This is a genomic window from Streptomyces sp. NPDC007084 (genome assembly GCF_040703595.1).
In the GTDB taxonomy this organism is placed as follows: Bacteria; Actinomycetota; Actinomycetes; order Streptomycetales; family Streptomycetaceae; genus Streptomyces.
Genome location: NZ_JBEYFY010000025.1, coordinates 81,192 through 108,094 on the forward strand (window position 1 = coordinate 81,192; position 26,903 = coordinate 108,094).

A 26,903-nucleotide genomic window follows, 5' to 3' on the forward strand; every position below is an offset into this window, starting at 1 on the left:
CCCGCGCCCGGCGAGGCCGAGGCCGGGGCCGAAGCCGGGGCCGGAGCCGGGGCCGGAGCCGGGGCCGGGGGCCGAAGACACGGGGCGTCCGGACCCGGCGAGCGCAAGAGACCACCGCCGCGCGCCGGAGGTGCTGGTCGTGGTGACCGGTGGGTTGTCAGTGGGGGCTGGGAGACTCGGGGGGTGACCGGACGTTGGGCTCTCGCGCCGGCCGAGGACGGTGGCGTGGAGGTCGCCCGCCTCGGCGAGAGCGGCCTGCCCGCGGGCCCGGTCCGCCGGGAGCCCGACCTCGCGGAGGCCGTCCGCGGCCGCCCGGACGTCACCCGGTGGGTGTGGCGCTCCACGGCGGACGTGTATCCACGGCTCCTCGCGTCCGGCGTGCGCGTCGACCGGTGCTACGACCTGGAGGCCGCCGAGACCCTGCTGCTCGGGCACGAGGGGCGGCTCGGCGAGCCCCGGTCGGCCGCCGCCGCGCTGGCCCGGCTGCGCGGCACCCCCGTACCGCCCGACCCGCCCCAGCGCTCCGCCGAACCCGGTTCGCAGTCCTCCCTCTTCGAACCGCGCCCGGTCCACCTCCCGCTCGCCGACCTCCTCGCCGTCTACGCCGACCAGCAGCGCCGCCACGACGCCACCGCCCACCCCGAGCGGATGCGGCTGCTGACCGCCGCCGAGTCCGCCGGCATGCTCGTCGCCGCCGAGATGAACCGGGCGGGCCTGCCGTGGAGCGCCGACGTCCACCGCGACCTGCTGCACGAACTGCTCGGCGAGCGCTACACCGGCGGCGGTGAGCCGCGCCGCCTCGCCGAGCTGACCGACGAGATCTCCGCCGCCTTCGGCAGGCGGGTCAGACCCGATCTGCCCGCCGACGTCGTGAAGGCGTTCGCGCGGGCCGGGATCAAGGTCGGATCGACCCGGCGCTGGGAGATCCAGTCGGTCGACCACCCCGCCGTGAAGCCGCTCCTGGAGTACAAGAAGCTGTACCGGATCTGGGTCGCGCACGGCTGGTCCTGGCTCCAGGACTGGGTCCGCGACGGCCGCTTCCGCCCGGAGTACCTGCCGGGCGGCACGGTCACCGGACGCTGGGTGACCAACGGCGGGGGCGCCCTCCAGATCCCCAAGGTGATCCGCCGCGCGGTCGTCGCCGACCCCGGGTGGCGGCTGGTCGTCGCCGACGCCGACCAGATGGAACCCCGCGTCCTCGCCGCCATCTCGCGCGACCCCGGCCTGATGGAGGTCGCCGGCCGCGAGAGCGACCTCTACCAGTCGGTGTCCGACCGCGCCTTCTCCGGCGACCGCGACCAGGCCAAGATCGCCGTGCTCGGCGCGGTGTACGGCCAGACCTCGGGCGACGGACTCAAGAATCTCGCGCTGCTGCGCCGCCGTTTCCCCCGGGCCGTGGCCTACGTGGACGACGCGGCCCGCGCGGGCGAGGAGGGGCGGCTCGTACGGACCTGGCTCGGCCGGACCTGCCCGCCCGCCGCCGGCACCCGGGACGACGCAGGCGAGGAGGCGGGCATCCCGCAGGACGATCCCGACGGCTCCCCCGCCGGTGCGCCCGGCGACCAGGGCTGGGTGCCGGGGTACGCGTCCTCCGACTCCCGCGCCCGCGGCCGGTTCGCGCGCAACTTCGTCGTCCAGGGCAGCGCCGCCGACTGGGCCCTGCTGATGCTCGCCGCCCTGCGCCGGACCTGCGAGGATCTCGCCGCCGAACTGGTGTTCTTCCAGCACGACGAGGTGATCGTGCACTGCCCCGCCGAGGAGGCCGACACCGTGGTCGCCGCCATCCGCGACGCCGCCGAACTCGCCGGCCAGCTCACCTTCGGACGGACGCCGGTGCGGTTCCCGTTCACGACGGCGGTCGTGAGCTGCTACGCGGACGCCAAGTAGCCGGCCGGCGGACGGTCGACCGGCGTATGGCCGGCCGGCGTACGGCCAAATCGGCGGACGGTCGACCGGCGTCACGTGGCCAGCAGTTTCCGCAGGGTGCCCACGACCGGGCTGTCCGTGCCCTTCAGCGCCTCCAGGGCCGACGCCCACTCCCGGTACGCGGCCTCCGTCTCGCCCCGGTCGCGGAGCAGCAGGCCGCGCTGGTGGCGGGCGAGGCCGCCGGTGTAGTGGTCGGCGCGGCGGTCGGCCCGGCAGCACAGCAGGTCGCACTCGCGCTCCGCCCGCTCCCGCTCGCCCATGCCGCGCAGCGCGCGCACCAGACCGAGCCGGGTCTGCGACTCGCCGTGCCAGTCGCCGTGGCCGCCGAGGACGCGCAGGCTCTCCTCGAAGTGCGGTACGGCGGCGGCCGGTTCGCCGAGGGTGAGGTGGGCGTAGCCGATGTTGCAGTGCGCGGAGTGCCGGATGATCACGTCCCGCACCACCTCGCCGATCGCGAGGCTGCGCTTGTGGTGGTCGATGGCGGCCCGCGGGTCGCTGTGCTCGTAGAGGTTGCCCAGGTGGCTGTAGGTGATGGCCTCCATGTGCGGGTCGCCCAGTTCCCGGGAGAACCGCAGGCTCTGCAACAGGGCCTCACTCGACTCGTCGTAGCGGCCGAGGCCTTCGAGGAGCATGCCCCGGTTGTTCAGGCCCCGCCGCACGCAGGAGAGCACGCCGAGGCGGCGCCAGATCGCGAGCGCCTCGTCGTTCAGGGCGAGGGCCTCGCTCGCCCGGCCCGTCATGAAGTGCAGGCCTCCGAGATCGCCGAGCGCGTACGCCTCCGCCGCTGCGTCGCCGAACAGCCGCGCCCCGTCCAGCGCGGCCCGCTGGAGCCGCTCCAACTCGGCTACGTGGCCGCTGCGTTGGACGTACGGGTTGAGCATGCGGGCCAGCAGCGGGACGTACGGGGAGGTGCGCGCGTACCGCTCGGCCAGCGCGACCGCGTTGGCCAGTTCGGTGTCTCCCCAGGCGAAGGCCTCGCGGGCCGCGCGGAAGGCGGGCGTGGCGGCCAGGTCCGCCGCGTGCTCGGCCGGCTGGGACGCGGTCGGCCTGCCGCGGTCCTCGCGGTCGAGCCCCGGTTCGAGGATCGCCTCCATGGAACGGGCGGCGACGGCGGCGTACCAGCGCAGTGCCTGCTCGGCGATGATCGTGTCATGTCCGGTGTCGTACCGGACGGCTCCCGGAGCGCTGACGCCGGGCTTGACCTCGGCCCCGGTTCCGGCCCCGGGTCCGTTTCCGGATTCGGTCCCGGTCCCGGTTTCGGATTCGGATTCGGTTCCGGCCCCGGTTTCGGTTCCGGTTCCGGGGATGTCCTGTCCGGCGGGGAGGGTGGGGCGGCTGGTCGCGGTCGGCGTGCCGGTGGCGGTGCCGGTGGCGGTGCCGATGCCGATGTCAGTGGCGGTGTCCGGGGGCGCGGCTCGCGCGGTCAGGACGCACTCCGCCGCGCCCGCGATCTCCCGGGCGAAGTCCCGTACGAGATCGTGGGGCGCGTAGCGGCCGTACGCCGTCTCCTCCAGGAGGGCCACGTCCACGAGCCGGTCGAGCGCGGCCTCGGCTCGGCGTTCGCCGGTGCCGGTGAGGCGGGCGAGCAGGGCGGCACCGTAGGCGGGCAGGTCGAGCGCGCCGATCCGGCACAGCGCGAGCGCCGCGTCCCGGTCGGTCTCCCGGTCGGAGGCGCGCAGCGCGTCGTGCGCGACGGCCAGGGACCGGCGCACGCTCAGGTCGTCGTACTCCAGGTGGTGCAACCGGTCCTCGGTGGCGGCCAGTTGGCCCGCCAGTACGTCCGGGGTGAGGGCGCCGCGCGCGGCGAGGCGGGCCGCGACGACGCGGAGGGCGAGGGGCAGCCGGCCGGTGAGTTCGACCAGGGGGTGGCCGCCGTCGAGTCCGTCCCGGCGGCCGGAGACCGCGCGGAGCAGGGCCGCGCTGTCCTCGTCCGTCAGGGGCGCGAGCGGGAAACGATGGGCGCCGTCCAGGGCGGTCAGCGGGGAACGGCTCGTCACGATCACCGCGCAGCCCGGTCCCGCCGGGAGCAGCGGGCGCACCTGGCCGGCGTGGGACGCGTCGTCCAGGACCATGAGGATGCGGGTCGGCGCGAGCGTCGAGCGGAGCAGGGCCGCCGCCGCGTCCGCGTTCTCGGGGACCCTGCGCGGCTCCACCCCCAGGTCGCGCAGGAGCGCGGCGAGGGCCTGGGGCGCGGTGAGCGGGGTCATGCCGGGGGTCGCGCCGTGCAGGTTCACGTAGAGCTGGCCGTCGGGGAAACGTTCCTTCAGGTCGTGTGCGACGTGCAGCGCGAGGGCGCTCTTGCCGACGCCCGCCATACCGCTGATCACGGCGACGCGGGTCGAGGCGGGGGCCGTGCAGTGGGGGTGCCAGGTGGTGCCGGGACCGGGCGGGGGCTCCGGGAACGCGGCGGGCTGCTGGGGGCGCAGGACCCGGACGAGCTGGTCACGCAGGTCTACTCGGCCCACGAAGTGAGCCGGGGGAGGGGGGAGTTGGGCGGGGGCGGGGCGTGGGGCGGGGGGCGGCGGGGCGGAGGGGGGCTGCGCCTGCGTCTCCCGGGTGGGGGTGGTGTTTCCGGTGAGGGTGGCGTTTCCGGTGGGGGCGGTGTTTCCGGTGGGGGTTCCGGTTGCTGTCGTGGTGGGGGTTCCGGTTGCTGTCGTGGTGGGGGTTCCGGTCGCGGTCGTGGGCGCGTTGGGATGTGCGGTCGCGGTCGCCTGGGCCGTTCCGGTTCCGGTCGCGTTGGGGTTTCCGGAGTCGTTGGCGGTGCCGGTCGGGTCGGGGTTCCCGGTCGCGTGGGGGTTTTCGGTCGTGTTGGGGGTTCCGGTCGCATTGGGGTTCCCGTCCGCGTCCGTGCCCGGGCTTGTGCCCACGGCCCCAGCGGAGTTGGCGGTTGTACCGGCGGACGGGACTGCGCCGGGGGCCGCACCCGCACCCGCACCCGTGCCAGTCGCTCCGGCCGCCCCCGCGCCCACCACCCCATCCGAACGGCGACTACCGGCACCGGCACCGGCACCGGCACTGGCGCTGGCACCGGCGCCCGTCCCAGTACCGGCACCCGCGCGAGCCCGGCCCCGCGACCCCCCGCCCGTCGGAAGGGCCCCCGGCATCCCGTCCGGTGTGCGCAGGATTTCCAAGTGGGCCTCGCGGACGGCGGGGCCCGGTTCGATGCCGAGTTCCTCGATCAGCCGGGCCCGCAGGTCGCGGTGGACGGCGAGGGCCTCGGCGTGCCGGCCCGCGCGGTGCAGGACGAGCATCAGCAGCCGGTGGAAGGACTCGCGGAGCGGGTGCTCGGCGGTCCGGGCGGCCAGTTCGGGGGCGAGCCCGTCGAGCCGGCCGGCGCTCGGCGCGAGGCGCAGCTCCGCCTCGTACGCCCACTCCAGGACCAGCAGTCGCGCCTCCTCAAGCCGCTGGACGAGGGCGTGTCCGCCGGCCTCGGGCGGCAGACCGCTCAGCGGGGTGCCGCGCCAGAGCGCCAGCGCGGCGGCCGACTCGCTTGCCGCTCGCTCCGCGTCATGGTCGGCGTGCGCCTCGCGCGCGGCGGTGGCGTGCCGTTCGAAGAGCCGTACGTCCAGTTCGTCCTCGGCGACGCGCAGGAGGTAGCCCGGCGGCACGGCACGCAGCCGTTCGGGATCGTCGAGCAGCCGGCGCAGCCGTGTCACGTGGTTGTGCAGGGAGGCCTGCGCGGAGGCCGGCGGGGCGCCGCCCCACAGCGCGTCCTTCAGGGCGTCGACGGAGACGACCCGGCCCGGTTCGAGGAGCAGCGCGGTCAGCAGGGCACGCGTCTTGCCGCTGCCGATCGGGATGGCCTCACCGTCGGCGCCGTACAGCACCGGCGGCCCCAGCAGCCCGAACCGCAGCCCGTCCCGCATCACACCGCCCCACTGCCTTCCCGCCCGGCCCTCGCGGCCACGCTCCACGACGCGTTCCCGTCCCCTGAGGACGGCGTGCGCCGACCGACTGATCGCTCCTTCGGGGGAACGTTGGGCCCATGTTAGCGATCCGTTGGTGTGGCCTGATGTGATCACTTCATCGGATCCGGCCCGACGGTGCGCGCGTACTACGCGTAACTCGGGGGAGTGTCGCCGCCGCGCCAGATCCGGGACGTGGCAGGCCCCGGTCGTCGAGGTGAACGACCGGGGCCTCCGTCTGTCGTACGGTCGCGTTCCGTCTGTCGTACGGTCGCGTCCCGCCCCGTGTCGTGTCGTGTCGTGTCGTGTCACGTCGTGCCGTTGCGGACCCGGGTTCTGGGCGTCCCTGGGGGCGCGCGCCGTCAGATGACCGGTGGCCGGCCCAGCCGGGTCAGGCGCCAGACCGTGCGCCAGCTCATCGGGCGCCGTTCGCCGCCGGACTGCCGCAGCCCCTCGGCGAACCCGCCGAACCACGCCTTCAGGCCGCCCGCCGACCGGGTCCGCAGCAGCGTGAGCACCATCCAGACGCCCAGGTGCACCGGGATCAGCGGCAGGGGCAGCCGGCGGCGGGTGAGCCAGACCCGGTTGCGGGCGGTCACCCGGTAGTAGATGGCGTGCCGGGCCGGCGAGGTCTTGGGGTGCTGGAGGAGCAGGGCGGGCTCGTAGAGGACGGTCCAGCCGGCGTCGATGGCGCGCCAGGCGAGATCGGTCTCCTCGTGCGCGAAGAAGAACTCGGCCGCCCAGTCCCCCGTCTCGGCGAGCATCGCCATGGACAGCGCGTGGCCGCCGCCGAGGAAGCCGGTGACCGGGCCGCCGCGCATCGGGTCCTTCGCCCCGACCCGCGGCACATGGCGGCGCTGGGTCTCGCCGTGCTCGTCGGCGATACGGAAGCCGACGATGCCGAGGCGGGGCCGGGCCGCGTACAGGTCACGCACGGTGCGCAGGACGTCGGCGTCCACCAGGAGTCCGTCGTCGTCCAGTTCGACGACCACGTCCACGTCCCCGAACTCGCGCAGCCGGGCGAGGCCCACGTTCCGGCCGCCGGGGCAGCCGAGGTTCTCGTCCAGCTCGATCGCGGTCACCTCGCCGGGCAGGCCGAGGCGTTCGGCGAACTCGGGGAGCGGGCAGCCGTTGCCGACGATCACGATCCGGGCGGGGGCGACGTCCTGCTTGGCCACGGAGGTGAGCAGGGCGTCGACCTCGGCGGGGCGGTTGCCCATGGTCACCACGGAGACGGCGATCCGGGGCACCCGCTGCGCCCCGCGCTGTGCCTCCTCCTGCGTCTCCTCCTGTGCCTGTGACACGACACCCACCCCATCCCGGCCGACAACTGTGCCGCGATGCTAGCCGTTCACCGGAAAGCCCCCTCACGTACGCCCCCCGGTCCGCGGCGCCCTCAGTGCGCCACCGGAGGGGCCACGCACCCGGTTTCCGGGTACGGTCCCGTGGCCTCGGCCCAGACCTGGCCCGCGTCCACCATGCCGGAGACGCAGGCGGTGCCGCCGATCCGGATGCCGTAGAGCGTGCCCGGCACCTTCTCCGAGTGGTCGACGTTCCAGCGGGACCACGGCTCCTGGACGCGCAGGTCGGCGGCGGGGAAACCGAGGGCGGCGAGCGCGGGGCGTACGGCGTCCGGGTCGACGCGGCCCTCGGCGCGCAGCTTCTCCAGTACGGGCCGGACCTTCGCCGCCCCGGCGACCGCCGCCTCCTTGTCCGCCGGGGTCATCTCGCCGGGCCGGCGCCCCACGTTGTTCTCCGCGTTGTGCGGCGCACTGTCGCCGCGGTCCGGCTCGGCGTGCGGGCTCGGCGGCGGGGACGCCGAAGCGGAGGCCGGGGCGGAGGCCGGGGCGGACGGGTTCGGGGTGCCGCCCGCTGCCGCCGCCGGGCGGTGTGTGCCGCAGCCGGTCAGGCACAGGGCGGCGGACAGGACGGTGGCCGCCGCGGCGGCGGTCAGGGCGGACACGGCCGGGCGGCGCTCGCGCGAGGACATGCCGTCCAGCGTGGCAGAGGGGCCGGCGGGACGCCTGAGTACGCGCACTCAGCGCGAACCGGCCAACGGCCTGAAGCAGTTGGACGTGAACCAGCACTGGCCCGCAGGGAGTTGGAGGGGATCGGCCGAAGAGCGGCCGGTGCCACGCTGCTCGCTCCTCCCCCCACAGGTCACACGTCCCGATCCGGGCGTGCACCCCACATGAAGGAAACGACGTTGAGACGCAGCAGACTGAGGAAGGCGCGGGTCCCGGTCGCCACGGCCGTCGCGATAGCGGTGGCCTGTGGCATCGGCACCACGCAGGCCTACGCGAACGCGGCACCGCCCGGCGCGGCCGACGGCTGGTCCCCCGCCCCCAAGTCCCTGAAGGCGGACGGCAAGGACCCGGCGCTCAGCCGGCCGGACGCGGTCCCCGCCGAGCAGCGGGCGAAGCTGCTCGGCAAGGACTACACCGCGTCGGCCGACCGGGCGTTCACCACCTCCGGTGACGGCACCGGCTTCCACGTGATGATCGCCGACGAGAAGAACGGCTACGCCTGGAAGACCGCCGCCTCCCTGTCCGAGCCCGGCTTCGAGACGGACACCTGGATCGGCAACGCCTGCCTGACCGGCTCCGGCCGGTACGCGGCGGTCGCGTACGCGCCGCGCACCTTCACCAACAAGCCCGACCTGATGAGCCGCGGCGCGTTCACCGCGATCGTGGACCTGCGGTCCGGAGCCGTGCGCAAGCTCCCCTTCCAGGCCACCCTCGGCTACTTCTCGCCGGGCTGCGGCACCGCCGAGAAGGCGGTGTTCTCGCAGTTCACCGACGAGGCCACCTCCCGGACGAACCAGACCCGGCTGGTCTCGGTCACCGCGGCCACCGGCAAGGCCGTGACCACCAAGGTGCCCGGCCAGGTCACCTCGGCGGTCCCCGTCGGCGGCGCGATCGTCGGCGCCCGTGGCAACCGGGTCGTCCGCGTCCAGGGCGGCACCGTGAAGACCGTCGCCGTCACCCACGCCGTGCCGTTCCAGCTCCAGCCGGACGCCGACGGCGGGGTCACGTTCATCGACCGGCTGCCCGGCGGCGCGAAGAAGTCCGCGGCCGACGACCAGGCCGCCGTCTCCCGGGTCACCGCGGGCGCGCTCGCGAAGCCGGACGCGAAGGGGCGGGCCGCCCAGCTCGGTCAGGGCTCGCTCACCGCGTTCGACCTGGCGCGCACCCCGGCCGGCACGGTGTACGTCACCGGCACCGCGAAGACGGACGCTTCGCTGCCCTCGGCCGTCCGCAACCCGGGCGGCATCGCGAAGGACGCCCGGATCTCCAGCCGAGGCGGTGCCGCGGTGACCACCGCGTGGGCGGACGGCAAGGACTCCCGCATCTCCCAGAAGGACTCCTTCTCGGCGCGGGCCGCGCGGATCACGCTGAAGGCCCTGGACACCGGGAAGACCACGGTCCTGGACGCCGCGCCGGGCAACCGGATCGGTGACGCGGCGGCCCAGCGCGCCGGAACCGCGATGAGCCCGGCCCTGGCCGCGCCCGCCGGGTCCGCCCCCGGGAAAGCCCCGGCCAGGAAGTCCGTCACGGGCAAGTCGGCGGCCTCCGGAAGCTCCGTCAACGGCAAGCCGGCGGCCCCCGGAAGCTCCGTCACCGGCAAGTCGGCGGTCTCCGGAAAGTCCGCCCAGGCGAGCCCCATGGCCGCGCCCGTCGACACCGACCGTACGTGCTCGGTGCCGCGCAACGACCCGAAGAAGCAGGCGTTCCAGCCGACCCCGCGGCAGATCGAGTGGGCCGTGGACCAGGCGGTCGTCGGCGCGCTCAACAAGGGCGCGACCCGCGCGGCGAACTGGAAGAACACCGGCATGGGCGCCTACGCCCCGCAGACCATGTTCCCGCTCCAGGCGCTGAGCGGCGGCAGCGGGGCCAACTGGCACATCCCGGCGCAGGTGATGCTCGGCGTCACCGCGCAGGAGTCCAACATGTGGCAGGCCACCCGGTACGCCGTCCCCGGCGTCACCGCCAACCCGCTCGTCGGCAACTTCTACGGCGTCTCCTACACCTCCGACGGCAGCCAGACCGACCCGTGGTCCATCAACTGGAGCAAGTCCGACTGCGGTTACGGCGTCACCCAGGTCACCGACGGCATGCGGCTGCCCGGCAAGGGCCAGCCGACGAAGACGCCCGCGCAGCAGGAGGCCATCGCCCTCGACTACGCGGCGAACATCGCGGCCGGGGTGAACATCCTGGTCGAGAAGTGGAACCAGACCCGCGCCGACGGGATCACCATCAACGACGGCAGCCCCCAGTACATCGAGAACTGGTTCGCCGCCCTGTGGGCCTACAACACGGGCTACCACCTGAAGGCGGACGCGGGCAGCAACGCCGGCAAGTGGGGCCTCGGCTGGACCAACAACCCGGCCAACCCGCTGTGGAAGGAGAACCGCACGCCGTTCCTGGAGAACTCGGCCGGCGGCGACGACTACAGCCACGCGGCGCACCCGCAGGACTGGCCCTACGAGGAGAAGGTCGTCGGCTGGGCGGCCCGCCCCATCTCGGCGATGTTCGCCCCCGGTGACTTCCAGCCCGGCTACCGCGCCGCCTGGTGGACCACCACCGCCGCGCGCACCGCGGCCAAGCCGCCCATCTCGCTGTTCTGCGACAGCAGCAACAACTGCGACCCGTCGAAGATCAGCGACGGCGCCACCAACAACACCGGCGGCGGCCCCTGCCTGCTGCCCGGCGACCCGAGCACCTCGGACCCGCTGTATCTGAAGTGCTGGTTCACCAAGGCCTCGACCTGGAAGAACTGCACCTCGGCCGCGCAGTGCGGCAACGCGATCCACCGGTTCGACGACACCTATCCCGAGCAGCCGGACGCCAACTCCTACCCGCCCGACTGCGCCTCCGGGCTGCCGTCCGGCACGTATGTCGTGGACGACGTGGACAACGGCGTCGTACCGGCCGGGTCCAGCGGCAGATCGTGCGGGGCGGTCTCCTCGGCGGGCACCTTCGGCTTCGGCTTCGGGACCGCCTCCGGCCGGATCGACCTGCACCAGATCGGCGCCGCGTACGGGAACCACTTCTGGTTCTCGCACACCAACAAGTCCGGGACGGCCGACGCGACCAAGCTCCAGACCACCGGCACCTGGACGCTGAACAAGCCGGACCGCGGCTGGATGCGCGTGTGGATCCATCTCCCGGACCACGGCGCGCACACCCGCCAGGCGCTCTACAAGGTCGGCGGCTCCAACTCGACCAGCCCCAACCGCACCCTGCTCCAGCGGGTGATGAAGAACCAGTGGGTCTCCCTCGGGGTCTTCAACTTCACCGGCACGCCCACCGTCTCGCTGTCGAACGTCACCCAGGACGGCAAGGGCAGCGAGGACGTGGCCTGGGACTCGGTCGGCTTCCAGCCGATGAGCGCCAAGCCCGCCAACCAGGTCGTCGCGATGGGCGACTCCTACTCCTCCGGCGAGGGCGCCTCGGCGAACGGCGGCGACGACTACTACCCCGAGTCCGACTACTACGACTCGACGCAGCCCGACACCGAGGACAAGTGCCACCGGTCCAAGTACGCCTGGTCGCGGCAGGCCACCCTGCCCGGCTACAGCAAGTCGATCGGCGCGATGGCCGACGACCGCGACGCGAACATGGACTACCACTTCATCGCCTGCTCCGGCGCCCGCCACTTCAACATCCTCAACCAGGGCCAGAGCAGTGAACTCCCGCAGATCCAGCAGGGTTACCTCGACCAGAACACCACGCTGGTGACCCTGTCCATCGGCGGCAACGACGCCCGGTTCGCCGACATCGTCCAGGAGTGCATCACGGCCCTGACCGTGTGCAACAACAACTCCATCGACGCGGTCGACCCGGACACCGGCCAGAAGAACGGCCAGAAGACCGGTTCGCTGGAGGAGTGGGCGCCCAAGTGGCTGCACGAGCAGATCAGGCCACGTCTGGCGAGCATGCTCAACTCGCTGCACCAGAAGGCGCCGAACGCCAAGATCGTACTGATGGGATACCCGAAGCTCCTGGAGAAGGAGGGGAGTTGTGTCATCGGCATCGGTACGGAGGAGGCTCCGTGGCTGAACGGCATGGCGGACACGCTCGCCGCCGAGATGCAGGGCGCGGTCAACGACGCCAACAGCCTCTACAACGCCAAGGCGGTGTTCTCCGACCCGCGCGACGAGTTCGCCGGCAAGGCGATCTGCGGTGACCCGGAGGACGTGAACGGCATCGTCCTGTCCGGTCACTCGAAGGCCGACAACCGCGACTGGGACTGGCTGCCGGGCAACGTGGCACCGTCCATGAAGTCGTTCCACCCGAAGATCGCGGGCGCCCGGCTCTACGCCGACAGCCTGCAGCACTCGCTGTGACCGCTTGAGACACAGCGGGGCGGGGGTCCGGGTCGCGTACCCGGGCCCCCGTCCCCGTGCCATGGAAGGCTGCCACCATGACCAACCGCACCATCGCGGGACGGACCACCCGCTGGGCCAAGGGCACCGCCGTCGCGGCGGTGTCCGCCGTCGTCTGCTACGGCGTCTGGACGTCCTGCCGCTCCTGGGCGCAGGGCGTGCGCGAGGCGAGCGAGGACGCCTTCCTCACCGGTTCCCTCGAATCGCTGCTCGCCGGGGCCGCCGGCGTCCTGTCGATGCCGCTGCTGCTGTGGGCGGGGATGCGCCTGCTGGGCGAGCGCGGCAACCATCTCCTGCTGCTGGTGGGCACGGTGGGGTGGTTCCTCATCGGCGGGCACGTCGTGGAGGACGCGGTCGGGGACGCCGCGACGGCCGCGTTCCTGGCCCTGTTCGCCGTACTCGGCGGCCTCGCGGCCCTGACACAGCCACGGCCGGAGTAGGCAACTCGCCCTGTAAGCAAGCCGCTTGAGCAGCTCCGGCGGCACGGAGTCGTCCATAAGGGGCCGCTTGAGCGATGTCGTCCGTACGGGGCGGCCTGAGCGATGTCGGGCGTACGGGCCCCGAGTGGGCGACTCGTCCGTACGGGCCCCGGGTGGGCGACTCCTCCGTACGGGACCGGCGTGCCGTGTGCCGCCTGCGCGTCCGGGGTTCCTATGCGCCTCGCCGACCGCCTATGCGTGTGACCACCCGATTCGTGGCCAGCGGCGGGGCCGCGCGGTCAACTGGTGGGCAACGCCAGTCGACTGCGCCGCCCCCGACCTGATCGGCGGGCGGGACCATGGAGGCGGTTCCCATGACAACACCCCTGGCCGACTACGCGATGTTCGCCGGCAAGCGCGTCGCGATCGTCGAGCACATGCAGAACCACCCGTTCGTCCTCGGTCTGTACCAGGCCCGCGAGCACGGTCTGGAGGTGTGGCTGCTGACCGGCGACCGGTCCTGGTACACCCACGGGCACGACTGGGACTCCCACCCGCTGGCCGGCGCGGTCGACCGGGTTTTGGACGTCGACACCACCGACCTCGAAGCCGTGCTCGCCGTGGTGACCGGCGAGGACGGCGCACCGCTCGTGGACGGGCTGACCTCGTTCTCCGACTACCACACGGTGCTCGCCGCGCAGGCGGCCCGCCGGCTCGGCCTGCCCGGTCCCGACCCGGCCGCCGTGGAGAAGGCCAACACCAAGGACCGGCTGCGGGTGGCCCTCGGCGACGTGCCGTACAACATCCCGCACGTGCTGGTCGGCGACGCCGGGCAGCTTCCCGAGGCGGCCCGCCGGCTCGGCTTCCCGATGATCGCCAAACCCCCCGCCGAGGCGATCAGTTACGGGGTGCGCCGGGTCGACGACATGGACCAGCTCGTCGAGGCCTGGCGGGAACTGTCCGGCATCCGGCGGAGCCTGCGCGGCCAGCCCCGCTCCGGGGACGTCCTGCTGGAGACGTACGTCGAGGGCGTCGAGGTCAGCGTCGAGACCATGACCGTGAACGGGCACACCCACGTCTACGGCGTCACCTCGAAAGACCTCTTCGGCGACCCGGCGTACATCGAGTGCGGCCACACCTTCCCGGTGTCGCTGCCCGACGACGAGCGCGAACAGCTCTACGGGGCCGTCATCGCCACCCTGGAGGCCATCGGCTACGACCACGGCCCCTGCCACACCGAGGTGCGGCGCACCGAGTCGGGCTGGCGGATCATCGAGGCCAACCCGCGCACCCCGTCGAGCTGTATGACGATGCTGGTCACCGACGTGACCGGGCGCAGCCCCATCCTGGACGCCTGGCTGCTGGCGATCGGCGAGGTCCCGGCGATCGAGCCGGTCCGGCACTCGGGCGGCGCGGCCGTCCGCATGATCTACCCGACCCGGCGCGGTGTCCTGCGGCGCGTCGACGGGGTGGAGGCCGCCGCCTCGGTGCCCGGTGTGCAGGTGCTGCTGCACGTGGAGAAGGGCGACCATCTGCTCCAGCGGATGGACAACTCCTCCTGCGTCGGCTTCACCTACTGCAACGGCCCCGACCGCCTGGAGGCCCAGGCCCTCGCCGACAAGGCCGCCGCGCACCTCGACTTCGTGGTCGAGGACGAGGAGCCCGGGTCCGGGACCGGGGACCTCGCCTCCCAAGACCAGGCCGCCCAAGACCAGGCCACCGAAGACCAGGCCACCGAAGACCTGGCCGCCGGGGACCGGGCGGCCTCGGCCGGGAAGAAGGGGCTGTGACCGGCGCCGGTCCGTATCCGGCCGGTCACGGCGACGTCCGGCCGGTCGCGGACGCCGCCGCCCTGCCGGACGCCGGCTGGGACGGTCTGCTCGGCCCGGAGGACTTCTTCCAGACCCCGCGCTGGCTCGCGGTGCAGGAGCGCAACTCCGGTACCACGATGGACTTCCTGGTCCGGCGGCGCGGCGGCGAGCCCGTCGCCGGGCTGGTCGCCGCCTGGGCCGACGACTCCGTGCCCTGGCTGCTGGCCCGCCCGGACGCGATGCTCGCGCACGCCCTGGAGGACGGCGGCACGCCCGGGGCACGGGAGGTCCTGCGGGAGGTCGCCGACGGTGATCCGGCCGCCCTGCTGCCGTCCCTGGTGTGCGGCGGCCGGCACCTGGGCCGCACCCGCGCCCTCGCCGGACCCGACGCCGGGCCCGGTGACGTCGAGGCGCTGGTGGAGCGCGCCGAGGAACTCGCCGAGGAACGCGGTGCGGCCAGCGTCTGCTTCCCCCATGTCGACGTCCGGGACGCCGGGTTGACCGGCCTGCTGCACGCGCGCGGCTACCGCTCGCACCTCTCGGCGCACTACGCCTGGCTGCCCATCCCGCCCGGCGGCTGGGACGAGTTCCTGGCGAACATGAGCAAACACCGGCGCCGCCGGGTGCGCCTGGAGCGCCGGGCCCTGGCCGAGGCGAAGGTCGAGGTGCACCTCGAACCCCTCACCAAGGCACTCGCCCCGCGCCTCGGCGAACTCGACTGCAACCTGCTGCGCAAGTACGGCAACCCGGCCAGCCCCGAGCACTCGGCGTCCCTGCTGAGCTGGATCTCCGAGGTCATGGGCGAGGACGCGATGGTGTCGGTGGCGCGCCAGGACGGGATCATCATCGGCTTCGGGATGGTGCTGCGGTCGCGGGCGCGCGGCGAGGAACAGTGGTTCGGCCACCGCGCCGGCTTCGACTACGACGCCCAGGGCAAGCTGCCGCTCTACTACGACGTCCTGTACTACCGCGTCCTCGAAGCGGCGGCCCGCGAGGGCGTGGCCGTCCTGCACGCCGGGATCGGCAGCATCGAGGCCAAGCTCGCCCGGGGCTGCCTGGCGAGCGAGGAACACGCCTTCCTGCTCCGGCTGCCCCGCGGGCGGGCCGGGGACAGGAGGGGCCGGGAGCGCCGTACGGAGGCGAGCACACGATGAGTACCGGAACGGAACGGCTCCCCCTCGCGGGCGCCGGCTGGAACGCCGGCGTCGGGGCGGTGGTCAACCCCTCGGCCGCGCGCGGCGGCACCCTGCGGCTGGTGTCCTCGGCCGACGTGGACTCCCTCGACCCGGCCCGCACCTACTACGTCTGGGTCTGGCTGCTCCAGCGGATGCTCAACCGCACCCTCATGGCGTACCCCGCCGACGCGGGCCCCGCCGGGCTGGTGCCCGTCCCCGACCTCGCCGAGGGCCCCGGACAGGTCGCCGACGGGGGCCGCACCTGGACCTACCGGCTGCGCCCGAACCTGCGCTACGACGACGGTTCGCCGCTCACCTCCGACGACGTACGCAACGCCGTACAGCGGGTGTTCGCGCAGGACGTGCTGCCCGGCGGGCCCACCTATCTGATCCCGCTGCTGGACGATCCGGCGCGGCCCTACCCGGGCCCGTACCGCACCGACGAACCCCTGGAGTCGGTGCGCACGCCCGACGACCGCACGATCGTCTTCCACCTGCGCCGGCCCTTCTCCGACTTCGACCACCTGATGGCACAGCCCGCCGCCGCCCCGGTGCCGCGCCGCGCGGACCTCGGCGCCGAGTACGGGGAGAACCCGCGCTCCAGCGGCCCGTACCGGATCGCCGCGCACCGGCCCGGCCGCTTCCTGCACCTGGAACGCAACCCGTTCTGGGACCGGGCCACCGACCCGGTCCGTCCGGCGCTGCCCGACCGGGTCGAGCTGACCATCGGTGTGGACGTGGACGAACTCGACCGGCGGCTGATCGCGGGCGAGTTCGACATCAACCTCGAAGGCCGGGGACTCCAGCACGCGGCGCAGCACCGGGTCACGGCGGACGGCGTGCTGCGCTCGCGCACCGACAACCCGCGCACCAGTTTCCTGCACTTCGTCTCGCTCCAGCCGCACGTCCCGCCGTTCGGCGATGTGCACGCGCGGCGGGCCGTGCACTACGCCGCCGACAAGATCCTGCTCCAGCAGGCGCGTGGCGGACCGGTCGTGGGCGGCGACCTGACCACCGCCCTCTTCCCGCCCCGGCTCCCCGCCCACCAGCGTCTCGACCTCTATCCGACCGGGCCCGACCTGCGCGGCGATCTCGACGCGGCGCGCGCCGAACTCGCCGCGGCGGGGCTGCCGGACGGGTTCGAGGCGGTGATCGGCACCCAGCGCGGCAAGTTCCGGCTCGTCGCGGACGCGGTCGCGGAGTCGGTGGCCCGCGTCGGCATCCGGCTGACCGTCAAGGAGCTGGACGTCGCCAGCTACTTCAGCCTGGGCGCCGGGCACCCGGAGACGATACGGAAGCACGCGCTCGGGCTCGTCGTCACCGACTGGGGCGCCGACTTCCCCACCGAGTACGGCTTCCTCGCACCGCTGGTCGACGGCCGGCAGATCCGCCGCAACGGCGGCAACTGGAACATCTCCGAACTCGACGACCCGCGCGTCAACGACCTCGTGGACCGCAGCCTGCACACCACGGACCCGGCCGAACGCGCCCGCCACTGGCGGGAGATCGAACGCCTGGTGATGGAACACGCCGTGATCCTGCCGCTGGTCCACGACAAGACCCTGCACTTCCGCAACCCGTGGGTCACCAACGTCTACGTCCATCCCGCCTTCGGCCTCTACGACGTCCAGGCGATGGGCGTCGCCCCCGACCGCATTGATCTCGACCTCGACCTCGATCTCGATCTCGATCTCGCCGAGAGCACCGACCCCGCCGACCCCGCCGACCGCACCGCCCGCGCAGCCCGCACCCACCACACCGACCGTGCCGACCCCGACCGGGAGACCACACCGTGAACGACAGCACCCGGGGCATGCGGTTCAGCCCGCTGGCCGCCGACGACGAGACCACCGTGCGGCAGTGGCTGACGCTGCTGGAGGACGCGGCCGGGGACGTGCCGGGGGCCGCGCCGCCCTGCGCCGCCGACATGACGGGCTCGCTGCGCTTCCCGCCGCCCGCGACCAAGCTGGAGGACTGGGTGGTCCGCCACGAGGGCCAGGGGGACCGCGTCGTCGGCGCGCTGCGGCTCGCGCTGCCCGACGGCGCGGACCTCGCCCGGGTCGACCAGCTCCTCGTCCACCCGGAGCTGCGGCGCCGGGGCATCGGGCGCGCGCTGTACGGGCGGGCGGGCGAACTCGCCGCCGGGCACGGCCGTTCCGTGCTGTCCGGGACCGTCGTGGAGCCGCTTCCCGGCGGGCCCGGACGGGACCCCGCGCCGGCGGACTTCGCCGCGGCGGTCGGCGCGCGCCGGGCCGCCGCCCCGGCCGGGGTGCACCAGTGGCTGGACCTCGGCGCCCACGACCCGCTGGCCTCCGGAGTCCCCGACACCCCTCCCGGCTACACCCTGGTGACCTGGGGAACCATCACGCCGGACGAGTACGCGGTACGCGTCTCCGTCCTCGAACAGTCCCTGGGCGACGAGTCGTCGGAGAACGAAAGCGGAGACCTGGGCGAGGAGCAGGAGATCGGGACCAGTTACGCGCGGGAGTTCGAGACCATGCGGGTCGGGCGCGGCCGGAAGGCGTACCACACCGGTGTGCTGCACGAGGAGAGCGGCCGGCTCGCCGGGTACACCAGCGTCTCCAAGACCACCGGCAACCCCGCGTACGCGCTCCAGGGCATGACGGTCGTCCACCGCGCCCACCGGGGCCACCGGCTGGGCCGGCTGCTGAAGCTCGCGAACCTGGAGTACGTGCTGCGCCACGAGCCCGCCGTCCGTCTGATCGAAACGACGAACGCCGAGGACAACACCCCGATGATCGGGGTCAACGCCTCCCTCGGCTTCACCCCGACCGACCGCTGGACGACCTGGACCGGGCTGGTCGGATCGTCCAACGCGCCCTGATCCGGGCGTCGTTGGAGGCTTTCGGTCACCTGTGGCTGTGCCCGCTCACCGGGTGAGCGGGCACAGCCACAGGTCAGCGCCGGACGTCTCCGGGCCGGCTCCGGGCGGTGGGGGGCGCCGGCCGCGCCGGTCGCGGTGGTTGTAACGGTCGCGCCGGTTGTGGCGGGACCGCGGCGGCGCCCTCCACCGGCGGCGGGGGCGGGGGCGCGGCGCGACCGGCCGGGGCGGGGCGGCCGACTGGGGTGCGGCGACGGCCGAAGGGGGTCCAGCCCGTGCCGAGCAGGACGCCGGTGACGACCGCCGCGCCGCCGAGCGCGGACCAGAGGGTCGGCTGTTCGCCGAGGGCCAGCCAGGCGGCCAGGACCGCGACGACCGGTACCAGCATGGAGAACGGCGCCACCTTGCCCGCCTCGTACCGCTTCAGGAGCGTGGTCCAGATGCCGGAGCCGACCACCGAGCCGGCCAGCGCGGTGTAGACGAGGGCGACCAGGCCGGGCCAGCCGTCCGCGGAGAACGAGGCGCCGAAGTCGCGCCAGCCCGTGCCGGGCCCCTCCATCACCGCCGAGAGGGCCAGCAGCGGCAGGGGCGGCACGACCGACATCCACAGGGCGAACCGCAGCGGATGGTCGGGCCGCGCACGCCGGCTGGCGATGTTGCCGAACGCCCAGCCGAGCGCCGCGAGCAGGGTGAGCAGCAGCGGCAACAGGGCCGCGCTGCGGGCCCGTTCGACGGCGATCAGGGTCATGCCGGCGACGGCCACGGCGACCCCGGCGAGCTGGCGACGGGAGATCCGTTCGCCCAGCAGCAGCGCGCCGAGCAGCATGGTGAACGGCGCCGACGCCTGCACCACGACGGAGGCCTGGCCGGAGGGCATGCCCTGGTCGATGGCGAGGAAGAGCAGCCCGAACTGCATGGCGCCGAAGCCGAGTCCGTAGATCACCAGCCAGCGCAGCGGGACCTTCGGGCGGGGCACGAAGACGATCACCGGGATCGCGAGGACGACGAAGCGCAGCGCGGAGAGGAAGAACGGCGGGTAGTGGTCGAGCCCGACCCGCACCGCGAGGAAGTTCAGCCCCCACAGCACGGCGACGAGGACGGCGAGAAGCCGGTCCCGGACGCTCACCGGACGGCTTTCGCCGTCAGGAGCGGGGAGTTGACGACCCGGGAGCCGAGGCCGCGCAGGAACAGGCCGTCCCCGATGGGCTTCTGCTCGTCCGCGCACTGGCGCAGCACCAGTACGTGCGCGGTGCCCTCGGCGTCCTCCAGGAGCCAGCAGAACATCATGACGCCGGGGCAGGAACCGGCCTTGAAGTAGACCCTGTTCCAGCGCTCGGGGTCGAAGGCGACGCCGGGGTAGGCGGTCAGGATGTGCTCGACGGTCCCGGTCGTGTCGCGCGCGCTGTCCCGGCGCAGCCCGTCGAGGACGCGTACGGCGTCGTAGGCGTTCATGTGCCAGTCGAGGCCGAGCCGGTGGACGGTCTCGCCGAGGTCGGAGCCGCGGACCGTGATCGGGCCGGCGATCGCCCGCAGCAGCTCGCGCCGCCCCGCCTCGTCCCGCTCCGCCCACGCGGCCCGCGACTCCGGCTTGCCCCAGCCGAGTTCGAAGACCTCGTGACTGGTCAGGAAGGGCCGCAGCAGTGCCGGGTCGTGGTGCCCGGACGCGGCGACGGCCCGCTCGACGGCCTCCCGGCCGAGCCGGTCGGCGATCAGGTCGGCGCCGGTGTTGTCGCTCATCGCGATCATCTTGTACGCCGTCTCGCGCACGGAGACCCGCGTGCCGTCCGGCAGGTCCTGCATGTCGCCGGTGGGCAGGCTGCGCAGTTCGGGCCGGACGGTGACCTCGTCGTCCCAGCCCAGCTCGCCGTCCTCTACCGCCCGCACGAGGGCCCGCATCACGTACAGCTTGTACGCCGATCCGGCCGGCATCGGGCGGTCCGCGTCCGAGGCGTGCAGCACCTCGATCCCGTCGGGCGTCAGCCGCGCGGCGAGGACCGAGTGCTCGACGCCGGGCACGCGCAGCGCGTCCTCCAGCGCGGCCCAGTCGTCGATCTCGGGAATCCGGATCTCGGGCAGGAAGGTGAGGATGCGGATCAGCCCGGAGGAGTCCAGGGTGAGCGACAGGGTGTGCCGCGCGCCGCCCGGGCCGGCCAGGGTGACCCAGCCCTTGTGGGCGATCGGCTGGTAGTCGAGGACGGTGAACGGCCCCTTCTCGCGCCACTCCCCCACCCTCGCGGGGAAGCTGCGGGCGCGCCCGGGCGCGGTGGTGGGGACGAAGCGGTCGAGGGTGACGTCGTCCGCCGTGAGGTCCGGTGCCGTCAGCAGGCCGACCGCCCAGCGCGCCGCCTCCCCCATCGGGGAGCCGTCGGCCGCGAGCGCCGCCTCGGGGGCAACGGACGGGGAACCAGGGGCTTGGATCATCATCGCTCCACTCAGCTCTCGGTGACCGTGATGGCGCCGCACGGACACAGCTCGGCACAGAGCCGGGCCGACTCGCGCAGGGCGGGTGCGGGGGTGGGGTCGAGCAGCACGACGGTGCCGGTGTCGGGGTCCTGCGCGAAGAGACGGGGTTCGGTCGCGGCGCACCGGCCCATGGCACAGCAGGCGTCGGGGACGACGGCAACCGTCATCCCGGCGCCTTGGTCCCCGACGTCGGGGCCGGCGCTCTCCGGGCCCGCCTGCGCGGCCTCGGGGCCTGCCGCCGGGCCTTCTGGGGCTGCCGCCGGGCCGGACGGGGGTGCCGCCGGGCCGGATGGGGGCGCTGCCGGGCCGGACGGGGGCGTAGCCGAGTGGTCCGGACTCGCGCGGCCGGGGGCACCCGGGCTGTCGGGGGCACCCGCACCGCCGGTGTCACCCGGGCTGCCGGGGTCACCCGGGCTGCCGGGGTCACCCGGGCTGCCGGGGTCACCCGGGCTGCCGGGGTCGCGGGCATCGCCGGGGTCGCGGGCATCGCCGGGGCCGGGGGCCTCGCCGAGGTTGCGGGCATCACCGGGGTCGCGGGCCTCGCCAGGGTCGCGGGTGCCCTCGGAGGTGCGGGCGCGCCCGGGGTCGGCGAGGGCGCCGGGACCGCTGGAGTCGCGAAGACCCCTGCGGTCACCGGGGTCACCCAAGCTCCCGGGGTCGCGGGCGTCCCCTGAGTCCCGGCGTCCCCCGGTGCCGCCGGGGTTACGCGGGCCGCCCCCGTCGCTCACGCCCGGTGCCCCGTCCGGCCCCCTCACCAAGTCACCGGCAGCGCGCCGAGGCCGTAGCTCGACACCTCGTGGCGGAAGTCCAGTTCCTCGAAGGGGATCGCGAGGCGCACGCCCGGCATCCAGCGCAGGACGGCGGCGAGCATCTCCTCGATCTCGACCTTGGCGAGCCACTGGCCGAGGCACTGGTGGATGCCGTGCCCGAAGGCGAGATGGCGGCGGGCGTCGCGGTGCGGGTCGAGGGTGTCGGGGGACGGAAACACCCGCTCGTCCCGGTTCCCGGCGGCCAGCGACAGGACGACCCCCTCGCCGGCCCGGATGGTCACGTCGTCGAGCTGGACGTCCTCGACGGCGGCGCGGGCCAGCCCGTTCTGCACGATGGAGTGGAAGCGCAGCAGCTCGTCCACCGCCTTGGGCAGCAGCGTCTCGTCCTTGGCGAGCGCACCGGCCAGGTTCGGGTCGGTGGCGAGGCTGAGCAGACTGAGCGCGGCCTGGCTGGCGGTCGTCCCGTGCCCGGCGACCAGCAGCAGCCGGCACATCGGCACGAGTTCCTCGACGCTCAGCCGGCCGGGCCGCACCTGCTCGGTCACCAGCCGGCTCACTAGGTCGGTACCCGGATCGGCCACCCGCTCCTCGACCAGCTCACGCAGGAACCCGTCCAACTCGTCCCGCGCCGCGGCGACTTGCTCGGGGGTGTAGCCACGGTCGATGAGGATCGCGCTGCGGCTCTCGATGAAGTCCCCCTCGGACACGCCGAAGAGCAGCGTGATCACCTTGGAGGGCACGGGGGTCGTGAGCCGGGTGACGAGGTCGACGGGCCGCTCACCGGAGGCGACCAGCTCGGCCAGCATCCCGTCGAGCAGCTCCCGCAGCACCGGCCGCATCTCCTCCGCCCGGCGGGCCAGGAAGTCCCGGGTGAGCATCGAGCGGAGCCGGGAGTGGTCGGGTTCGTCCATGCGGATGAAGGAGGCCGTGTGCGGTGCGGCGCGCACCAGTTGGGAGGTGCGGGTCAGCATCGGGAAGCCCGGCGCGCTGGTGACGGCGGTGAACCGGCGATCGCCCAGCACGGCCCGCACGCCGGCGTGCGAGGTGACCAGCCAGACCCGGCTGCCGTCCCACAGCGTGACCTTGCTCGCGGCGGGCCCGGCGCGCAGTCCGGCGAGCTGCGGCGGCGGGTCCACCGGACAGACCCGTGGCATCGGGTACGAGGGGGCCGCCGTCTCGTCCTGGAGTGCCGCGTCGTTCTGCATCATCCACCGCCTATCGCTGCGCGGGCCGTTGCCCGGGGTCGCGCCGACGTGCTGTCGCCGCCCCAATCTGCCGTGCCCGCGCACCGACGCGGTGGGCCCCGGGCCCGGCACGCATAACCGGCCGGAAACAGTCATAACCTGCGGCTCCGCCGGCCATTCACCCGCCACCTGCCGGGCTGCTAACGTCCGTTTATCCGCGCCCAATTGACCCCGCCTGCGCCCTGACCACGAGACCACAAGAGCCGGAAAGGGCCGGAAAGGGCTGGAAAGGGCCGGAAGCAAGCAGGGCGCCCCGTCGATTCGGCACCCCGCGATTCCCGCCCCTACCCCGTATCCCCTGACTCCCCCTATTGGCCACCCCTCCCCACGCACCACTTTCCACCACCCGTCCTTTCACCACCCACCCCCCGGGGGAATGATGACGTCGACATCAGCACTGCACGGAAAGGTCGCGCTCGTCACGGGCGCGAGTTCGGGAATCGGCGCGGCCACCGCGCGAGCGCTCGCCGCACAGGGCGCGGCCGTCGCCGTGGCGGCACGCCGGGTCGGCCGGCTCACCGCCCTCGCCGACGAACTCGCCGCGACGGGAGCCGCCGTACACGTCGTCGAGCTGGACGTGACCGACGAACGGGCCGCCGCCGACGCCGTACGGTCCACGGTGGAGACCCTGGGCCGGCTCGACATCCTGGTGAACAACGCCGGGATCATGCTGCTCGGCCCCGTCGAGGGCGCCGACACCACCGACTGGACCCGCATGATCAACACCAACGTCCTCGGGCTGATGTACATGACCCACGCGGCCCTCCCCCACCTGCTCGCGAACCAGGGCACGGTCGTGCAGATCTCCTCCATCGCCGGCCGGATCGCGGGGCGCGGCGCGGCCGGCTACAACGCGAGCAAGTTCGCGGTGAACGGCTTCAGCGAGGGGCTGCGCCAGGAGGTCACCGAGCGCGGGGTGCGGGTGGTGGTGATCGAGCCCGGCACGGTCGAGACGGAGCTGCGGGAGCACATCACGCACGCGCCGACCAAGGCCGCGATCGAGCAACGGGTCGCGAAAATCCGCCAGTTGCAGGCGGAGGACATCGCCGAGGCGGTCCGCTACGCCGTCACCGCGCCGGCCCACGCCACCGTCAACGAGATCTTCATCCGCCCGACCGACCAGGCCTGAAAGCCCCACGACGGACCCTCCACCCGGACCCTCCACCCGGACCCACCCGGCCCCCCACCGGCCGCGTACCGGACCCGCACCGGCCCCGCACCGGCCCCGGTCTCCGGAAGGTCTCCGGCCCCTCTCCCCGATCGAGGAGAGCCCGGAGAGAGGACGTGCCTAACATCACCGCAGCGACATACACGGAATTCGGCCACCCCCTTCGGCCAGAACCCCCTTCGGCCAACCCCACTGAGCGCCAACCGAATTCACCGATTCACTGCGGACAATCACACGGCACAGTCCTTGACCACAAAGGAAACCGACATTGTCTTCCGGGTCAGAAACACCGCCTGCGATAAAGCCTGCACTCACCTCTCCCCCCGACACCGCTCCCGCCGGTTTCCCCTTCACGCGCCCCGACCTGTCCCTGCTGGACGCGGTCGGGCAGTGCGGTGACCTCACCGAGGCCGCCCGCAGGACCGGGTCGCGGGGCGGCGCCGTGGAACGCCAACTGGAGCGGCTGGACAAGGCGGTGGGGCTGCCGCTGACCCTGCGCGGCCGGCACACCGCGCGGCTCACCTCGGCGGGCTCGCGTCTGCTGGCCGCCGGACGCCGGTTCTTCCGGCAGGTCGACCTCGCCGTCCAGACGAACATCTTCGGGCACGGTCCCGAGGCCCTCGACGCGCCCGCCGTGCTGGCCATCGCCTCCGCCGAACCGTTCCTGGAGGACGTGGTCGAGGACGCCGCCGCCGCGCTGGACATCCTGCTGTCCGTACACCACGACACCCCCCAGCAGGTGATGCGCAGGCTGGCCGGCTACCACGTGGACGCGGCGCACACCTGGAGCCTGGAGGACACCCCGGGCCGGTCCGTGGAACGCGCCGTCCGCACCTACCCCGTCCTGGACGACCCGCTGTGGGTCACCCTGCCGCACGGCCACCGGCTGGCCGGCGGCGGCGCGCTCTCGCTCGCCGACCTGCGGGAGGAGACGTGGGTGTCGGAGGTCGGCCCCGACTCGGAGGTGCTGGTGGCGCGGGTGTTCCAGGCGGCCGGGCTGCCCGCCCCCGCCGCGCTGCACGTCACCGGCGCCTCCGTCGCGCGGGGCATGCTGCGGCGCGGCGACGCGATCGGGCTCGGCTCCCCGACCCGCCCCGCCGTCGTCGCCCCGTCCGTGGTGCACCGGTCCCTGGTGGAGCGCCCGCACCGCTCCACCAGCCTCCTGGTCGACCCGACGGTCGTCCCCGGCGCGCTCGCCGAACACCTGGCCGACCTGCTCGCCGACCGCTATCTGCGGCGGTTCGCCGAGTGCCACCTCGGCCTGCTCGCCGACCCGTGGTGGACACGCTGGCACCGCGAACGGACGGTCACCGCGGCCGCCCGCACCACCCGGGACGGCCGTACGGAGCGGGAGGCGCCGCCGGTGTCCGGCACCGGGCGGGCGGCGCGGAAGCTCGACGTGGACGATCTGCACGTCCTGCGGGCGGTGGCCCGGCACGGCAGCATCAACCGGGCGGCGGCCGTGCTCTCCATCAGCCAGTCGGCGCTGACCCGCCGCATCCACCGCCTCGAACTGGGCCTGGGCGCGCAGTTGTTGCTGCGCAGCGCCCGGGGCACCGAACTCACCGGCTCCACCCGGGGCTTCCTGCACCAACTGGGCCGCTTCGAGGCGGAGTTCCAGGAGGCGGCACAGTCCTGCCGGAGCCTCGCCCTGCCGGTGACGGCGGGAGCCCACCGGCAGGACACGGCGTCCGCGCTGCCTCAACTCGCGCCGAGCGCCACGTAGTCGTACATCCCGAAGGCGCCCGTCACATAGACGTTGCGGGCGTCCGGGTGCCGGTAGAGGAGCGAACGCGGGTACAGGTAGGGCACGATGACCGCGTGCTCCATGGTGAGCCGGTCGATGCGGTGCCAGATCTCGGCGCGCTCGGCCGGGTCGGCGGAGGTCGCGCCGCGGTCGAGCAGGGCGTTGATCTCCGGGTCGTCGAGTTCGCCCATGTTCTGGTTGCCGCGTTCCTTGATGGCCCGGCCGTCCACGATCTGCTGGAGGAACCCGTAACCGTCGGGGAAGTCGGCGCCCCAGCCGAACATGATGATCCCGATGCCGTGTTCGCGCAGATAGGCCGGGCAGCCGCCGTAGATGTCGAAGTAGTCGCCCGAGGGGAAGTCCAGGACCTCGGCCTCGATGCCGACCCGGGCGAGCCCGGCGGCCAGCGCCTCGGCGGCCCGGTACTCCTTGAGCCGGTCCTTGCGGGCCGCGATCTTCGTCCGGAAACCGTCGGGCAGCCCGGCGGCGGCGAGTTCGGCGCGCGCCGCTTCCAGGTCGCCGCGCCCCTCCGGGCCCACCGGGTAGCGGTCGAAGTCCTGGTGACCGTCGAGGGTCGGCGGCAGGATGGTCGTCGCGATGTCCCCGCCGACCGAACCGCCGTACGCCTCCTGCATCGCGGCCTTGTCCGTGGCGAACTGGACGGCACGGCGGGCGTGCACGTTGTCGAACGGCGCGATCCGGCTCGACAGGCAGTAGATCCAGGTGAACCCGGTCAGCGGGTTGTCGGCGTTCGCGCGCAGCGCCGGGTCGGCCAGGATTCTCTCCTGCGTCGAGGGCTGGACCCCGAACCCGGCGAGGTCGATGTGCGCCTCCCCGGCGAGCAGCATCCGGTCCACGTCGTGCGGGTCCTTGCCGAGGTGCACCTCGACGCGCTCCACCCGCTGCCGGCGGACCGGGTCGGTCGCCGGGTCCCAGTGCGGATTGCGCTCCAGCACGGCGAGTTCACCCCGGGTGTACGAGACGAGGCGGTACGGCCCCGTCGCGACCGGCCGCAGCCGGTACTCGGCGCCGGTGTCGAGCCGGC

17 protein-coding genes are annotated in these 26,903 nt (G+C 73.7%); 9 read left to right on the top strand and 8 right to left on the bottom strand.

What is annotated here, in order from left to right:
* The first annotated feature begins 183 nt into the window (after positions 1-183).
* Positions 184-1,887: a bifunctional 3'-5' exonuclease/DNA polymerase gene (locus tag AB0912_RS21300; protein WP_366701961.1), complete on the top strand. Its 1,704-nt coding sequence runs from the start codon at positions 184-186 to the stop codon at positions 1,885-1,887.
* 71 nt (positions 1,888-1,958) lie between these two features.
* On the opposite strand, the gene AB0912_RS21305 is transcribed toward AB0912_RS21300, so the two are convergent.
* The 3 genes from AB0912_RS21305 to AB0912_RS21315 form a co-directional block, all read right to left on the bottom strand.
* Entirely contained in the window at positions 1,959-5,792 is a 3,834-nt protein-coding gene (locus tag AB0912_RS21305) for a BTAD domain-containing putative transcriptional regulator (protein WP_366702006.1), read from the bottom strand.
* A gap of 401 nt (positions 5,793-6,193) precedes the next feature.
* Positions 6,194-7,135: a glycosyltransferase gene (locus AB0912_RS21310; RefSeq protein ID WP_366701963.1), complete on the bottom strand. Its 942-nt coding sequence runs from the start codon at positions 7,133-7,135 to the stop codon at positions 6,194-6,196.
* A 92-nt stretch (positions 7,136-7,227) separates the two neighbouring features.
* A complete protein-coding gene (locus AB0912_RS21315) occupies positions 7,228-7,821 on the bottom strand; it encodes a hypothetical protein (protein WP_366701965.1) in 594 nt (197 codons plus the stop codon).
* A gap of 216 nt (positions 7,822-8,037) precedes the next feature.
* On the opposite strand from AB0912_RS21315, the gene AB0912_RS21320 reads away from it, so the two are divergent.
* From AB0912_RS21320 to AB0912_RS21345, 6 genes are all read left to right on the top strand, one after another.
* Positions 8,038-12,180: a NocE gene (locus AB0912_RS21320; protein WP_366701967.1), complete on the top strand. Its 4,143-nt coding sequence runs from the start codon at positions 8,038-8,040 to the stop codon at positions 12,178-12,180.
* A gap of 77 nt (positions 12,181-12,257) precedes the next feature.
* A complete protein-coding gene (locus AB0912_RS21325) occupies positions 12,258-12,659 on the top strand; it encodes a hypothetical protein (RefSeq protein WP_366701969.1) in 402 nt (133 codons plus the stop codon).
* Between the two features lie 353 nt (positions 12,660-13,012).
* Positions 13,013-14,428 (top strand): ATP-grasp domain-containing protein, encoded by a 1,416-nt coding sequence (locus tag AB0912_RS21330; protein ID WP_366701971.1) that lies wholly within the window; start codon positions 13,013-13,015, stop codon positions 14,426-14,428.
* Positions 14,425-15,603, top strand: a complete 1,179-nt coding sequence (locus AB0912_RS21335; protein ID WP_366701973.1) for a GNAT family N-acetyltransferase — start codon at positions 14,425-14,427, stop codon at positions 15,601-15,603. Before AB0912_RS21330 ends, AB0912_RS21335 begins: the two co-directional genes overlap by 4 nt.
* On the top strand, positions 15,600-17,420 hold the full coding sequence (locus AB0912_RS21340) for an ABC transporter substrate-binding protein (protein ID WP_366701975.1): 1,821 nt from the start codon (positions 15,600-15,602) through the stop codon (positions 17,418-17,420). The genes AB0912_RS21335 and AB0912_RS21340 overlap by 4 nt, the downstream gene beginning before the upstream one ends.
* Positions 17,417-18,469, top strand: coding sequence for a GNAT family N-acetyltransferase (locus AB0912_RS21345; protein ID WP_366701977.1), 1,053 nt, complete (start codon positions 17,417-17,419; stop codon positions 18,467-18,469). Before AB0912_RS21340 ends, AB0912_RS21345 begins: the two co-directional genes overlap by 4 nt.
* A 73-nt stretch (positions 18,470-18,542) precedes the next feature.
* Here the strand turns inward: AB0912_RS21345 and AB0912_RS21350 are convergent, their stop codons facing one another.
* The 4 genes from AB0912_RS21350 to AB0912_RS21365 all read right to left on the bottom strand — a co-directional run bounded on the left by AB0912_RS21350 (position 18,543) and on the right by AB0912_RS21365 (position 22,907).
* Complete coding sequence (locus tag AB0912_RS21350; protein ID WP_366701979.1) at positions 18,543-19,592, bottom strand: EamA family transporter; 1,050 nt, start codon at positions 19,590-19,592, stop codon at positions 18,543-18,545.
* Positions 19,589-20,887 carry a serine hydrolase gene (locus AB0912_RS21355; protein ID WP_366701981.1) on the bottom strand — a complete coding sequence of 433 codons (1,299 nt, stop codon included), beginning with the start codon at positions 20,885-20,887 and terminating at the stop codon, positions 19,589-19,591. Before AB0912_RS21355 ends, AB0912_RS21350 begins: the two co-directional genes overlap by 4 nt.
* Before the next feature lie 11 nt (positions 20,888-20,898).
* Positions 20,899-21,096 (bottom strand): ferredoxin, encoded by a 198-nt coding sequence (locus AB0912_RS21360; RefSeq protein WP_366701983.1) that lies wholly within the window; start codon positions 21,094-21,096, stop codon positions 20,899-20,901.
* Positions 21,097-21,680: 584 nt separating this feature from the next.
* The gene (locus AB0912_RS21365) at positions 21,681-22,907 is read right to left on the bottom strand and encodes a cytochrome P450 (protein ID WP_366701985.1); all 1,227 of its coding nucleotides are present in this window, start codon (positions 22,905-22,907) and stop codon (positions 21,681-21,683) included.
* Between the two features lie 415 nt (positions 22,908-23,322).
* Here AB0912_RS21365 and AB0912_RS21370 point away from each other — a divergent pair, with 415 nt between their 5' ends.
* Both AB0912_RS21370 and AB0912_RS21375 read left to right on the top strand, forming a co-directional pair.
* Positions 23,323-24,072 (top strand): SDR family NAD(P)-dependent oxidoreductase, encoded by a 750-nt coding sequence (locus AB0912_RS21370; RefSeq protein ID WP_366701987.1) that lies wholly within the window; start codon positions 23,323-23,325, stop codon positions 24,070-24,072.
* Between the two features lie 307 nt (positions 24,073-24,379).
* Entirely contained in the window at positions 24,380-25,837 is a 1,458-nt protein-coding gene (locus tag AB0912_RS21375) for a LysR family transcriptional regulator (protein ID WP_366701989.1), read from the top strand.
* On the opposite strand, the gene AB0912_RS21380 is transcribed toward AB0912_RS21375, so the two are convergent.
* Positions 25,813-26,903 (bottom strand): ABC transporter substrate-binding protein (locus AB0912_RS21380; protein WP_366701991.1); only part of this gene is annotated, 1,091 nt, incomplete at its 5' end. The genes AB0912_RS21375 and AB0912_RS21380 overlap by 25 nt on opposite strands.

Bases quoted from the DNA above. Each gene is read 5' to 3' on its own strand.
- AB0912_RS21305 (WP_366702006.1), bottom strand. From the start codon at position 5,792: ATGCGGGACGGGCTGCGGTTCGGGCTGCTGGGGCCGCCGGTGCTGTAC.
- AB0912_RS21315 (WP_366701965.1), bottom strand. From the start codon at position 7,821: ATGTCCTCGCGCGAGCGCCGCCCGGCCGTGTCCGCCCTGACCGCCGCC.
- AB0912_RS21325 (WP_366701969.1), top strand. From the start codon at position 12,258: ATGACCAACCGCACCATCGCGGGACGGACCACCCGCTGGGCCAAGGGC.
- AB0912_RS21330 (WP_366701971.1), top strand. From the start codon at position 13,013: ATGACAACACCCCTGGCCGACTACGCGATGTTCGCCGGCAAGCGCGTC.
- AB0912_RS21340 (WP_366701975.1), top strand. From the start codon at position 15,600: ATGAGTACCGGAACGGAACGGCTCCCCCTCGCGGGCGCCGGCTGGAAC.
- AB0912_RS21355 (WP_366701981.1), bottom strand. From the start codon at position 20,887: ATGATCCAAGCCCCTGGTTCCCCGTCCGTTGCCCCCGAGGCGGCGCTC.
- AB0912_RS21360 (WP_366701983.1), bottom strand. From the start codon at position 21,096: ATGACGGTTGCCGTCGTCCCCGACGCCTGCTGTGCCATGGGCCGGTGC.
- AB0912_RS21365 (WP_366701985.1), bottom strand. From the start codon at position 22,907: ATGATGCAGAACGACGCGGCACTCCAGGACGAGACGGCGGCCCCCTCG.
- AB0912_RS21370 (WP_366701987.1), top strand. From the start codon at position 23,323: ATGACGTCGACATCAGCACTGCACGGAAAGGTCGCGCTCGTCACGGGC.